This window comes from Comamonas composti DSM 21721, from assembly GCF_000429845.1.
Taxonomy (GTDB): Bacteria; Pseudomonadota; Gammaproteobacteria; order Burkholderiales; family Burkholderiaceae_C; genus Comamonas; species Comamonas composti.
Map to the genome: position 1 here is coordinate 107,452 of NZ_AUCQ01000014.1, position 12,434 is coordinate 119,885.

At 66.3% G+C, this 12,434-nt stretch carries 5 protein-coding genes; 1 reads left to right on the plus strand and 4 read right to left on the minus strand.

Annotation, left to right across the window (positions count from 1 at the left end; genetic code table 11):
• Position 1: 1 nt before the first annotated feature.
• A complete protein-coding gene (locus tag G486_RS0110290) occupies positions 2-1,294 on the minus strand; it encodes a tetratricopeptide repeat protein (RefSeq protein WP_027015469.1) in 1,293 nt (430 codons plus the stop codon).
• 417 nt (positions 1,295-1,711) lie between these two features.
• Between G486_RS0110290 and G486_RS0110295 the strand changes: the two genes are divergently transcribed.
• Positions 1,712-7,741, plus strand: a complete 6,030-nt coding sequence (locus G486_RS0110295; RefSeq protein ID WP_211233776.1) for an alpha-2-macroglobulin family protein — start codon at positions 1,712-1,714, stop codon at positions 7,739-7,741.
• A 154-nt stretch (positions 7,742-7,895) separates the two neighbouring features.
• Here G486_RS0110295 and G486_RS0110300 read toward each other — a convergent pair whose 3' ends face one another.
• The 3 genes from G486_RS0110300 to G486_RS0110310 are packed head-to-tail and all read right to left on the minus strand — an operon-like array spanning position 7,896 to position 12,290.
• Entirely contained in the window at positions 7,896-9,638 is a 1,743-nt protein-coding gene (locus tag G486_RS0110300) for an ABC transporter ATP-binding protein (RefSeq protein WP_027015471.1), read from the minus strand.
• Positions 9,632-11,461: an ABC transporter ATP-binding protein gene (locus G486_RS0110305; protein ID WP_027015472.1), complete on the minus strand. Its 1,830-nt coding sequence runs from the start codon at positions 11,459-11,461 to the stop codon at positions 9,632-9,634. Before G486_RS0110305 ends, G486_RS0110300 begins: the two co-directional genes overlap by 7 nt.
• Positions 11,448-12,290, minus strand: coding sequence for an AraC family transcriptional regulator (locus G486_RS0110310; protein ID WP_027015473.1), 843 nt, complete (start codon positions 12,288-12,290; stop codon positions 11,448-11,450). Before G486_RS0110310 ends, G486_RS0110305 begins: the two co-directional genes overlap by 14 nt.
• Between the last annotated feature and the right edge of the window lie 144 nt (positions 12,291-12,434).

Genomic DNA, 12,434 nt, shown 5'->3' on the forward strand with positions numbered 1-12,434 from the left:
CTCAGCCATCGGGCTGCTCGCGCAGCAGCCAGCGCACTTCCTGGGTGGCTTCGCTGTCGGGGTAGCGCGCCTGCAGCGCGGCCAGAATGCTGCGCGCCATGTCCTTGCGGTCCAGCCCCTGGACCAGGGCGCGGGCCGCGAGCTCATAGGCCTGGGGAATGCTCGCATGGCCGCGAAAACGCTTGTCAAAGCTCTTGATCATGGCCAGGGTGGCCAGGGCATCGCCGTTACGCCACTCGGCACGCGCCAGGCAAAGAGTCTGCGCTGCATCGTCAAGCACAAAGCCCGCATCCTTGTCGCGGCAGGTCTTGAAGACCTTGAGCGCCTCCGAGGTCTGGCCCTGGCGCAGCAGCAGGGCGATGAAGCGCCGGCCGTGATCGAGCAGACTTGCGCTCTTGTCGGGCATGAGCAGCAACAGGCGGTGGTAGCGGCGCTGGGCCGCCAGCTCCTCGGGGCGGGTGCGCTGCTCTTCGTAGGCCAGGCTCAGGGCTGCGGCCATGTCGCCGCCCTGCATGCGCTGGGCGATCTCCTCGTCCAGCATCTGCTGTGCGGTCTGGGTGGCGGAGCGCGTATCGCTCCAGCCGGAGTCGCGCGAGCCCGCAGGCAGCAGATCTATGCCGAACGCCTCATGGTGCTGGTACATCACATAGCCGAGCAGGCTGGCCATGACCCAGCTGAAATAAATCATCGCGAAATTCATCAAGGGCAGCAGGATCAGCCCACTGAACATGGGCAGCAGCAGCGTCATCGCGATCTGCGAGCCACCGCTGAGCAGGAACAGAAACAGGCACAGCAGCAGATAGGGCTTGCCGATGATGCGCACGGTCTCCAGGATCTGGCCCGGGTGCATGGCCGAGAAGAAGCTGCCGCTCAGCACAAGGATGATGATGCTTGCGGGCAGCAAAAATGACAGCACGAACAGCGCCAGCTGCGCAAATCCCAGGCTGACCCGCGCGCAAAAGCCCACGATGACCACCTGCATGAAGAGAATCGCGAACAGCTTCCAGGGCAGGTTCACCCATTCATCCTCAAGCTGGTGCGGAAAATCAGCCGCCCGCAGCACACCGCGCGACCCCAGGGCCGTGACCTTGAAGCCATAGCGGCTGGCGGCCAGCAAGATGCCGATTTGCAGCAGCACGATGGCCAGGGGCGCGGGCAGAAAGAAGATCAGCTTGAACAGCAGGCTGCTCAGGGCCAGAAGCAAGGCATAGGCCAGCGGCTGGGGCTGAAAGGGAAAGGCGAAGAAGCTGTTGAGCTGGTGCCAGAAGGGTGGCAGGCCTGGTTGTCGGGACATGGTGAAGCGAGCGGGATCAGACCCTTGGCATGCAACGGGCAGGTGCGGTATCCATGGTTTTCATAGGCCCTCCTGTTTGTCTGGGCTGGGTGGAATCAAAAAATGAAACTTATTGTTACATGGCTTGATGAGCCCGGCTCCTGCCGGGCCCATGCATCAAAAGCGCCTGCCTGCGATGGATGCGCTCCTGTCTTACAGGGACACCTCAATATCCGGCCCGATTGGCTTGATTAACAAGGCAATCGGCTGACTGCCTGGGGGTGGGCAAAGGTATCATTCGGCGCACTGAATTTCAGCCGCAATAGGTGCAGCTCCCCTTGCCCAAGCTTGTCTTCGCAGGACTTTTTTGGGGTGTGAGCAGGGCTGGGTCTGAACGCAAAAATGGCGAGCCTGGCGCTTGCAAGAAGGGAAGTCGTCATGAATGAGCATGACAAACACATGCAGGCAGACCGGGGCCGCCGCACCCATCTGCTCTTGGCCCGTTGGGCGCTGGGCCTGGCACTGGGGTCGGTGGCGCTGGGCGTGCAGGCCTTGAGCGTGCGCCAGTTCAACCCCCAGGGCGAGGTGCAGAAGATCGAGCAGGTGCGCATACAGTTCGATGCGCCGGCGGTGCGCTTTGGCGACCCCAAGGCTGCGGCTCCCGTGACGCTGAGCTGCAGCGATGCCGCCGCCGCCAAGGGCACGGGCCGCTGGACCGGCGAGCGCGAATGGGTGTTCGACTTCGACAACATCCTGCCGCCGGGCATGCGCTGCACGGCCCAGCTGGTGCCTGGCTATCAATCGCCCTCGGGCGAAGCCATCAAGGGCGCTGCCAGCTATCAGTTTCAAAGCGGTGGCCCGCGCGTGGCGCGCGTGGAGCCCGGCGGCTACTCGTCCGTGGACGAGGAGCAGTATTTCGCGCTCAGGCTTACGGGGCCGGTGACTGCGGCCAGCCTGCAGCAAAACACCTGGTGCACGATGGAAGGCCTGGGCGAGCGCATTCCCGTGCGCCTGATCGAGGGCCAGGAGCGCGATGCGCTGCTCAAGCACCGTGGCTGGGACAAGGCCGCAAGCAAGAATCCCCAGCAATATGCGACTCTTGCCTGCAACCGCCGGCTCACGGCCGGCGTGGAGATGAAGCTGGTGTTCGGCGCCGGCGTGGCCACGCCCGGCGGAGTCGCGAATCGCCAGAACCAGGTCTTTGAATTCCGCGTGCGCGAGCCCTTCACGGCCGAGTTCAGCTGCCAGCGTGAAAACGCCCAGGCCGCCTGCCTGCCGATCCGCCCCATGCGCCTGACGTTCAGTGCTCCCGTGCCGCGCAAGCTGGCCGAGGGCATCCGCCTGAGTGGCGGGGCAGCCAAGATCGCTCCCGTGATCGAGGGCGAATACGACGAGAAGCTCAGCGAGGACTCCCTGGTCGACAGCCTGAGCTTTGCGGCCACCATGCAGGCCGATGCCAAGTACCGGATCGAGTTGCCGCCGCAGTTCCAGGATGCAGCTGGCCGCAGCCTGGCGAATGCCCAGATGTTCCCGCTGGACGTGGCCACGGGTGCCATGCCGCCGCTGGCCAAGTTTGCAGCCTCGCCTTTCGGCATCGTCGAGCGCTATGCCGAGGGCCCCGACGGCCCGGCCCTGCTGCCGGTGACGCTGCGCAACGTAGAGGCCGAGCTCTCGACCCAGGCCCTGGATGCAAGCCAGGTGCGCACGCGCCAGGCCGGCAGCGACGCCGACATCATCGCCTGGATGCACAAGGTCGAGGACTACAACTCTTTCGACATAGAGCGCAAGCGCGCAGCGCGCGAGGTTAAGGGCCAGCTGCCGCCCGTCATTGACAACATGAGCCGCGAATGGGTGCAGACGCGCATGCTGTCCCTGCTGGCCGGCCAGTCCGATGTCAAGACCCTGCAAATGCCCAAGCCCAGCAAGGGCGATCCGCGTCCGTTCGAGGTCGTGGGCATTCCCCTGAACCCCGGCTTTCATGTGGTCGAGATCGCCTCGCCCATGCTCGGCCAGTCGCTGCTGGACTCCAGCTATGGCGCCAAGCGCAGCATGTATGTGCGCACCACGGCCCTGGTCACCAATCTGGCCGTGCATTTCAAGCTGGGCCGCGAAAGCTCGGCCGCCTGGGTGACCACGCTGGACAAGGGCCAGCCCGTGGCGAATGCCCGGGTCCAGGTCTCGGACTGCAATGGCAAGGCCCTGGTTTCGGCCACCACGGATGCGAATGGCGTGGCGCGCATCGAAGGGCTGTCCCCCGACGAGCCCGCATGCCAGGGCGTCGGCTGGCGGCAGGCGGCCTACTTCGTGAGCGCGCGTGCCCAGGGCAAGGACGGCCAGCAGGAGCTGGCCTTCACCTGGAGCAACTGGTATCGCGGCATCGAGCCCTGGCGCTTCAATCTGCCCACGAACAGCAACCCCCAGCGCGACGAGATCGCCCACACCATCTTCGACCGCAAGCTGCTGCGCGCGGGCGAGACCGTGTCCATGAAACATGTGATGCGCACCCAGACCGGTGTGAACCAGGGCGGCTTTGCGCTGCCCGAGCTCAGGCCAGCGCAGCTCGTGATCACCCATGAGGGCAGCGGCCAGAAATACACCCAGCCCCTGAACTGGCGCAAGACCGCCAGCGGCGGCATGAGCGCCGAAAGCAGCTTTGATGTGCCCAAGGCCGCCAAGCTCGGCGCCTACAGCGTGGAGCTGCGCATGGCCGACGGCCGGCGCAGCTTCGATACCGGCAGCTTTCGCGTCGAGGAGTTCCGCCTGCCCGTGCTCGAAGGCCGGGTCGGCCCCGAAACCAAGCAGCCGTTGGTGGGCGTCTCCAGCCTGCCCGTGCAGGTGCAGGTGAACTATGTGTCCGGCGGCGCTGCAGCCAATCTGCCGGTCAGGGTTTCGGCCCTGGTGCGCAATGCCTGGGTGCAGCGCGCAGACTGGGATGACTACAGCTTCTCGGCCCCGCGTTCGGCCGGCGACAGCACGCACAGCGACGACGAGGAAGCCACGGCGGCCCAGGACAGCAAGGTCGTGGCCGACAAGCTGGGCGTGGTTCTCGATGGCAACGGTCTGGGCAAGCTCAGGATCGACAACCTGCCCAAGCTCAAGGAGCCGCGCGAGCTGCTGATCGAGGCAAGCTATGCCGACCCCAACGGCGAGATCCAGACCCTGAGCAGCACCCACATGCTGTGGCCCTCGTCCGTGATTGCAGGCGTGCGTGCCGAAAGCTGGATCAGCACCGCGCGCAAGCTGCAGTTCCAGGCCCTGGCCCTGGGCGTGGACGGCAAGCCCCTGGCCGGCGTGCCGGTCAAGGTGGAAGCTGTCTCGCGCATCACCACCACCAGTCGCAAGCGTCTGGTCGGCGGCTTTTACAGCTATGACAACCAGACTTCGCTCAAATCCATGGGCACGGTGTGCTCGGGCACCAGCGATGCCGCAGGCCTGGTGCAGTGCGAGGCCCAGCTGTCCCAGCCCGGCGAGGTCGAGCTCATCGTCAAGGCCACGGACAAGGAGGGCCGCGACTCCCTGGCTGCGACCAGCGTCTGGGTCACGCGCCAGGGCGAGCTGTGGTTCGGCGGCGAAGACCATGACCGCATGGACGTGCTGCCCGAAAAGCGCAACTACGAGCCCGGCGAGACCGCGCGCTTTCAGGTGCGCATGCCTTTTCGCTACGCCACCGCCCTGGTGTCCGTGGAACGCGAGGGCATAGTCTCCACCGAGGTCGTGCAGCTCAATGGTCAGAACCCCACGGTGGAGCTCAAGGTCCAGCCCGAATGGGGGCCCAATGTCTACGTGAGCGTGATGGCCTTGCGCGGAAGACTGCGCGAGGTGCCCTGGTACAGCTTCTTCACCTGGGGCTTCAAGGCGCCGCGTGAATGGTGGACCGCGTTCTGGCACGAGGGCAAGGAATACATCGCGCCCACGGCCCTGGTCGATCTGTCCAAGCCCGCCTACCGCCTGGGCGTGGCCGAGATCCGCGTGGGCACCAAGGGCCACCGCATCGATGTGAAACTTGCGGCCGACCAGGCCAGCTACCAGGTGCGCGGCAAGGCCAGGGTCACCGTCACGGCCACCTTGCCCGACGGCAAGCCCGCAGCCGGTGCTGAAGTCGCCTTCGTGGCCGTGGACAAGGCCTTGCTGGAGCTCATGCCCAACGACAGCTGGGATCTGGCCGGCGCCATGCTGCGCCGCCGTGACTGGGGCGTGAGCACCTCCACCGCACAAATGGAAGTCATAGGCCGGCGCCATTACGGGCGCAAGGCCGTGGCCGCTGGCGGCGGTGGCGGGCGCAGCCCGGCGCGCGAGCTGTTCGACACCTTGCTGCTGTGGAACCCGCAGGTGGTGCTCGATGCCCAGGGCAAGGCCCAGATCGAGGTGCCCCTCAACGACTCGCTGACCAGCTTCGAGCTCGTGGCCGTGGCCGACTATGGCGTGGCCATGTTCGGCACGGGCAGCACCAGCATACGCACGGCCCAGGATCTGCAGATCATCAGCGGCCTGCCGCCGCTGGTGCGCGAGGACGACCAGTTCCGCGCCATGATCACGCTGCGCAACACCTCGGCCAAGGCCATGAAGGTGCAGGTCACGCCGCGCGCCACCTTGCTGGAGCTCAAGCCCCAGACCGTGGACCTTCCCGCGGGCGAGGCGCGTGAGGTGAGCTGGGAGGTCACGGCTCCGGCCCAGCTGGGCCAGACCCGCGCCGAGGCCTTGCTCTGGGAGATCGCGGCGCATGACGTCTCGGCAGGTCAGGACGGTAGCAAGGGCGCGAGCGACAGCATCAAGCTCAGCCAACGCATTGTTGCGTCCGTGCCCCTGACGGTGCAGCAAGGCACGCTGATGCAGGTCGATGGCACGGTCGACCTGCCCGTGGCCCTACCCGGCGATGCCCTGCCGGGCCGCGGCGGGCTGCGCATGTCCATGGCGCCCAAGCTGGCCGATGGCCTGCCCGGCGTGCGCGACTGGTGGGCGCGCTACCCCTACAGCTGCCTGGAGCAGGTGACCAGCAAGGCCGTGGGCATGCACGACACGGCCTTGTGGGAAAGCATGATGGCCAAGCTGCCCAACTATCTGGACAGCGACGGCCTGGCGGCCTACTTCCCGCTGGGCGGCAACAACAACCAGGGCGGCGATACGCTGACGGCCCATTTGCTCAATCTCTCGGCTCTGGCCCAAGGCGTGGACAAGCGCTTCGTGCTGCCCGCAGAGCAGCGCCAGCAGATGGAGGACGGCTTGATCGCCTTCGTCGAAGGCCGCATCGAGCGCCGCTTCTGGAGCCCGCGCAAGGATCTGGACATGCGCAAGCTGGCCGCGATACAGGCGCTGGCGCTGACCGGGCGCGCGAATCCGCGCATGCTCGACAGCATCACCATCGCGCCCAACGACTGGCCCACGCATACGCTGATCGACTGGGTGGCCTTGCTCAAGCAGATGCGTGAGCTGCCTCAGCGTGACGAAAAGCTGGCCCAGGCCCAGCACATTCTGCGTGCGCGCCTGAGCTACCAGGGCACGCGCGTGGGCTTTAGCAATGAGGCCGACGACCAGTGGTGGTGGCTGATGCAGAGCCCGGATGTGAACCTGGCGCGCCTGATGCTCGTGGTCATGGACGATGCCGAGTGGAAGCAGGATCTGCCGCGCATGGCCAACGGCTTCATCTCGCGCCAGAACAAGGGCGCCTGGCGCACGACCACGGCCAACCTGTGGGGCACGCTGGCGCTGCAGAGGTTCTCGCAGGTCTTCGAGGCCACGCCCGTGACCGGTACCACCGGCGCTGCGTTGGGCAATGCCCGGGCTGCGGTGGACTGGAGCCAGGTCGCGCGCCAGCGGGCCAGCGATACCGAGGGTGCAGCCCATGAGGCATCGGCGTTTGGTGCCAGCGTGGCTGTGGGCCAGCTCAGGAACAACAGCATGTTCCTGCCCTGGAGCGCGCTGGGCCAGGAGCGCCAGGGCCAACTGTCCGTGACCCAGCAGGGCACGGGCAAGCCCTGGCTCACGCTGCAGTCCGTGGCAGCGGTGCAGCTCAAGGAGGCCTTCAACTCGGGCTACAGCATTACGCGCACGGTCAAGCCCGTGGAGCAGGCCGACAAGAGCCTGCCTGCGGGCCAGTACTCGCGCGGCGACGTGCTGCGCGTGACGCTGGAGATCCAGGCCAAGACCGACATGACCTGGGTGGCCGTGACCGACCCCGTGCCCACGGGCGCGACCATTCTGGGCGGCGGCCTGGGCCGCGACTCGGCCATGGCCTCGGGCGGCGAAAAGCGCGAGGGCGAAGGCTGGCTGGCTTTCGAGGAGCGCAGCTTCGAGTCCTACCGCGCCTACTACCAGTACCTGCCCAAGGGCAAGTCCAAGCTGGAGTACACGCTGCGCCTGAACAATGCAGGCGACTTTGCCCTGCCCCCGACCCGGGTCGAGGCCTTGTACGCGCCTGAGATGTTCGGCGAGGCGCCCAATGCGCGCGTCAAGGTGCAGATGCCGAAATAGGCCTGCACACCCTGCCTGGATGCTGACCTGGGCAGAAATTCAAAAAAGCCCCTGGAGCTTGCGGCACCAGGGGTTTTTTCATGCCCCCGCAAGCAACCGAATCGGTTCAGAAACCATGTGCTTGAAGACAGGCCATCAGCGGCCCTGCGTGGAGTCAGGCAATGCGCCAGCCCTTGGCCGTATGGCGTTGCTGTAGGAAGTGCGTGTACAGGCCGCTACGGGCCTTGAGCTCGGCATGCGTGCCCTGCTCGGCAGCCTTGCCGTGTTCGAGCACCACGATCTGGTCGGCCATGGCAATCGTGGACAGCTGGTGTGCAATCACGATCAGCGTGCGCTTGCCATGCAGCCGGGCCAGGGTCTCGGTGATCGCGGCCTGGTTTTCGGCGTCCAGCGCGGCCGTGGCCTCGTCCACGAGCAAGATGGGCGCGTCCTTGAGCAGTGCCCGGGCAATCGAGATGCGCTGGCGCTCGCCGCCCGACAGGCGTGCACCGCCTTCCCCCACGGGAGTTGCAAGACCCTGGGGCAGGCGCTCGATGATTTCGCCGACACCCGACAGACGTGCCGCCTCCATCACCTCCTCGTCGCTGGCGCCGGGCTTGCCCAGGCGGATGTTGTCGGCAATGCTGCCCTGGAACAGGTAGGTGTCCTGAAAGATCTGGCTGATCTGTGCGGACAGCTGCTGGCCCGACATGTCGCGCACGTCCACGCCGCCAATCATGACGCTGCCGCCGCTGACGTCGAAAAAGCGCGCGATCAGGCGCATCAAGCTGGTCTTGCCCGAGCCCGAGGAGCCGACCAGGGCCGTCATCGTGCCTGGGGCTGCGTGCAGGCTGACACCGCGCAGCACGTTGTCCTGGTCTTCGGCGTAGCGGAAGACGACTTCGCGCAGCGTCACCGATGCATCTTGCGGAGTACGGGACTGGGCGGGCTCGGGCAGCGGCGCGATGGCAAAGATGTCGCGCACTGCATCGAGCTGGCCGCGTGCACCGCGCAGTGCTTCGCCATAGCCTGCGACATCCAGCAGCGGATCGACGAAACGGTTCACGAGCATCAGCGACACGATCACCGCAATCACCTCCTGCTGCTGCAGGCCGGTCTGCGAAAGCGTGCCCAGCCACAGCCCGGCAGCAATCATCAGGGCTGCAAAAACCGCTTGCACCACCCATGCATTGAGCACGATGGAGAGCGCCGAGGCATACATGAGGAGCGAGCCGGAATCGCGCTGCTGCGCGATGGCGCGCTCCAGAAAGCCGGTGCTGGCACCGCCGCCATTGAAGGCGCGCAAGACCGACTGCGCCTGCGCGAACTCGACCATGCGCTGGCTGGTCAGGGCCGAGTGGTGCTGAAAGGCCTCATCCGCACTGCGGCCCAGGCGCGCGGCCAGCACGAAGATCGCGGCCAGAACGGGCAGGGCGGCGAGGGCAATCAGGCCCATCTGCAGATTCAGGCCCAACAGCGCGACCACCATGATGACCGGCGCCACCAGGCCGCCGATCACGGGCGTGAACAAATGGGCCGGCAGCTGGGCCACTTCCATCATGCCGTGCGAGATCAGGTGGCTCAGGCGTGCGGTGTTGTCGGGCGTGAACCAGCCCACGGGCAGCGTGGCCACATGGTCACCGATGCGGTGGCGGGCCGATTGCAGCAAGGCCACGCCCACGCCCATGCCGGCGCGTTCGACGCGCCGGCGCAAGGCCCAGCACAGCAGCACGCCCGCGACCAGCGCCACCAGCCATTGGGCCGCGAGGACGGTTTCGCCGCCGAGCAGATGGCTGACCACGGGGATCAGCGCGGTAATGGTGAGGCCGCTGAGCACTCCATAGATGGCGGCCATGCACAGATAGCGGCGGAACACGGGGGCCTGGTCGCCCAGCAGTTGCATCAAGGTTTTCAGCATGGCTGCTCCATTTCAGATCGGGTGTCGGCTTGGGAGCCGGAAAGGCCTGCCATGGCCCACAGGCGCGCGTAGCGGCCGTTCCTGGCAAGCAGCTCGCCGTGGCGGCCCTGCTCGCAGATGCTGCCGTTTTCCATCACGAGGATGTTGTCGGCATGCATGACGGTGTCCAGCCGGTGGGCGATGACCATCAGGGTGCGGCCCTGGGCAAAGCGCGAGAGCGCGTCCTGGATCGCGACTTCGTTGTCGGCATCGGCGGCGGCCGTGGCTTCGTCCAGCACCAGCACCGGGGGATCGAGCAGCACGGCGCGCGCAATGCTCACGCGCTGCTGCTCGCCGCCGGACAGCAGTGCGTCCTCGCCGATCACCGAGTCATAGCCTCGCGGCAGGGCCAGGATGCGCTCATGAATGCTCGCCGCGCGTGCGGCTTCCTCGATCTCCTGCTGGCTGGCGCCAGGGCGGCCGAGCGCGATGTTCTCGCGCACGCTGGCATGGATCAGGCGTACTTCCTGCAGCACAAAGCCGATGCGCCGGTACAGCTCGGTGCTGTCCATGTCGCGCAAGTCCACACCGCCCAGCGTGATGCGGCCTTGGCTGGGGTCGAAGAAGCGCAGCATCAGCCGCGCCAGCGTGGACTTGCCGGCGCCGGACGAGCCCACGACGGCAGTCACGGTGCCGGGCCTGAGCACAAAGTTCAGGCCCGAGAGCACCTGGTTCTGCGCGTTGTATGCATAGTCCACGTCCTGCACGCGGATCTCGGCGCCCTGGGGCGTGCGGTATTGCGCAGGCTGCTCCAGCACCGGAGTCTCCAGCAACGCCTGCACGCGCAGGGCCGCGCCTGTCGCATTGCGCAGACCATGGGTGATGAAGCCCATGAGCAGCATGGAGGCAGAGATGCCCGGCGCGACCAGCGCAAACGGCAGCACGTCCACCGGCGCCATCCAGCCCATGTGCACGAACCAGGTGCCGGCGACGAGCACCACGCCCAGCACGGCCACGGGGGCGACGATGGCATTCGCATTCGCCACGGAGCCGATCAGCGGCCGGGTAAAGCCCAGGAAGTCCTGGATGAACGCATCGATGGCCGCGCGATAACTGCCATGGGCCTTGCCGCTGGCGCCAAAGGCCTTGACCACGGGAATGCCGTTGATGAACTCCACCACGGCATTGCTGATGCGTGCCTGGCCTGCGACAAAGCTGTGCATGCTGGCTTCGCTGGCCTTCATGGCGCGGCCGAAGATCACGAAGAACAGCGCAAACGGCAGCATGCAGATCAGGGCCATGCGCCAGTCCATGGCAAACAGGTAGAGCACCGAGATCAGCATCGCGCCTATCGTGCGGCCCTTGGTGGTGTAGAAGTGCGCGGTCAGGTCGTGCAAGGTGTTGATGTCGTCCTGCATGGCCTGCTTGACCTCGCCCGAGGCGCGCGAGGTGAACCAGCCCAGCGGCACTTGCGCCAGGCGGCGCGTGGCCGCCACGCGCAGATGGTGGGTGATGAAGTTGTCGGCCTTGTGGGCCAGGATCTCGGCTGCCGAGAGCAGGGCCATGCCCGCAAAAAGGCTGACGATGCAGACGACGACCGTGGCCCATATCTGCGCCTGCGTAAGCGCCGCAGCCGAGGCAGCGCCGCCCCCGGCATCGTCCAGGGCCAGCCTCGCGATATGGGCGATTCCGGCCAGGGGAACCAGGGTCAGCATGGACCCCAGGGCTGCGAGGACGCCGGCAGTCTTGAGCCGGCCGCTGATGGGCGCCAGCAGCAGGGCAATCGGGTCTGCGGCCGGGGGCGATTTGGATGGCTGCTTCTGCGCAGCATCATTGGTACTCATAAAAACTCCTGGATGGCATGTTCAAAGGTGCGTGAATGCCTGCGCTACGCTCCATGAGAAAGCGTTTTGGGGGTGCTCCGACCGTTTTGCGGAACATGGTGACAAAGGCGCCGGGGCTTTCGTAGCCCAGCGCATCCGAGATGGACTGGATGGAGCGACCCTGGGCGAGCAGCGGCAAGGCCGTGACCACGTGCATCTGCCGGCGCCACTTGTGAACGCTGAGGCGGGTCTCGGCCAGGAACAGGCGCGACATGTTGCGTTCGCTCATGCCGATGCGCCGCGCCCATTCGTCCAGCGTGCTGCGCCCCGCTGGCTCTTGCAGCATGGCGTCGGCGAGCCTGCGCAGGCGTGCGTCGCGCGGCATGGGCAGGTGCAGGGGCTCGGTGGGCGCGGCGATCAGCTCGTCGAGCAGAACGTCGAGCAGGCGCTGTTCGGGACTGTCGGGCGCGTAGTTCTCGGGCAGGACCGCAATGCGCTCCAGCAAGGCGCGCAGAAAAGGGGAGACCGACAAAATGCTGCATGTGCACGGCAGTCCGGCTGGGGCATCGGTTTCGACAAAGGCCACGAAGCCGCTCGGATGGCCGCTGCTTCTGGCGCGGTGCACCATGCCGGCGGGAATCCACACCGCTCCCTGCGGCGGAACCACCCACAGCCCGGCCTGGGCTTCCAGCGTGATCAGGCCTGTGTCGGCAAACAGCAGTTGCGACTTGCGGTGGCTGTGAAACGGCAGCTCCCAGCTCTCGGTCACCGCACCCAGCCCGAGCACGGCCACGGGCTGGGCGATGCGGTCCGGGTAGGCCGGGTCGGGCAAGGCCGCGTGCAGCGTCATGGCTGCGGCAGGGCCTGGCCGCCCTGCATTCTGGGGATGGTGGAGAGGGGTGATTCTGTTGCGTCGATTTTCATGAAACGTCCCCCATGCGGCGAGCACAGGGTTTAAATGAGAATCGTTATCGTATTCATCGATGGCTGCGGC

Coding starts and splice junctions, on each gene's coding strand:
- G486_RS0110290 (WP_027015469.1), bottom strand. CDS start 1,294: ATGTCCCGACAACCAGGCCTGCCACCCTTCTGGCACCAGCTCAACAGC.
- G486_RS0110295 (WP_211233776.1), top strand. CDS start 1,712: ATGAATGAGCATGACAAACACATGCAGGCAGACCGGGGCCGCCGCACC.
- G486_RS0110300 (WP_027015471.1), bottom strand. CDS start 9,638: ATGCTGAAAACCTTGATGCAACTGCTGGGCGACCAGGCCCCCGTGTTC.
- G486_RS0110305 (WP_027015472.1), bottom strand. CDS start 11,461: ATGAGTACCAATGATGCTGCGCAGAAGCAGCCATCCAAATCGCCCCCG.
- G486_RS0110310 (WP_027015473.1), bottom strand. CDS start 12,290: ATGACGCTGCACGCGGCCTTGCCCGACCCGGCCTACCCGGACCGCATC.